The sequence below is a fragment of the Bradyrhizobium nanningense genome (assembly GCF_004114535.1).
In the GTDB taxonomy this organism is placed as follows: domain Bacteria; phylum Pseudomonadota; class Alphaproteobacteria; order Rhizobiales; family Xanthobacteraceae; genus Bradyrhizobium; species Bradyrhizobium nanningense.
On sequence record NZ_LBJC01000045.1, the window covers coordinates 1 to 793 of the forward strand.

The following is a 793-nucleotide window of genomic DNA, read 5'->3' on the forward strand; positions in this document are numbered from 1 at the left end:
CCGACCTCCGCGGCACCACGACCTACACCAGCGCGACTGCGCTCTCCAACGTGCTGTTCTCCGGCAATGCCGGCGGCACCACGGCGGCGACCGGCGCCACCACCCTCGGAGGCGTCATCGGCAGTGTGACCGGCCCCACGGTCGTGAAGGACAACCAGGGCACCCCGGCGAACATCACCTCGACGACGCTGCTCTACGGTGACGGCGCGGCTCTGGCCACCGCAGGTCTGAGCACCGCCGCTGCAACTCAGTTCACCGACGGCACGAGCTTCACGGTCAACGGCCATTCCATCACCTTCAAGGCGGGCGCTGCCCCGGCGGCGGCAAGTGCTCCGGCCGGTTACGGCGTCAGCGGCAACATCGCCACCGACGGCGGCGGCAACTCGATCATCTATCTCGGTGCGAACGCGACCAACTCGACCGCGACCGTCGGCGACGTTCTCTCCGCGATCGATCTCGCCAGCGGTGTCAAGAATGCTGTTGTGGCGGCGGGTGCTGCAACGATCACGACCAACACCAGCCAGACCGCATCGTCGATCACTGGTGGTCAGATCACGCTCGAGACTTCGACAGGTGCTGACCTCTCCGTCGTCGGCAAGGCCGACCTCTTGAAGACCCTTGGTCTGACGACTGCGACCGGCTCCGGCAACGCGACCATCACCGCGACCCGTACGACCGCCACGGGTAGCCTTGCCTCGCTGATCACCGACGGCTCGACGCTGAACGTCAACGGCAAGACCATCACGTTCAAGAACGGTGGTACGCCGGCTGCTGCGAACGTGGCGACCGGATC

1 protein-coding gene is annotated in these 793 nt (G+C 66.5%); it reads left to right on the plus strand.

Annotated features, from left to right (window positions below):
- Nucleotides 1-793: DUF1522 domain-containing protein (locus XH84_RS31755; protein WP_128948529.1), on the plus strand; the 793-nt coding region annotated here is incomplete at both ends.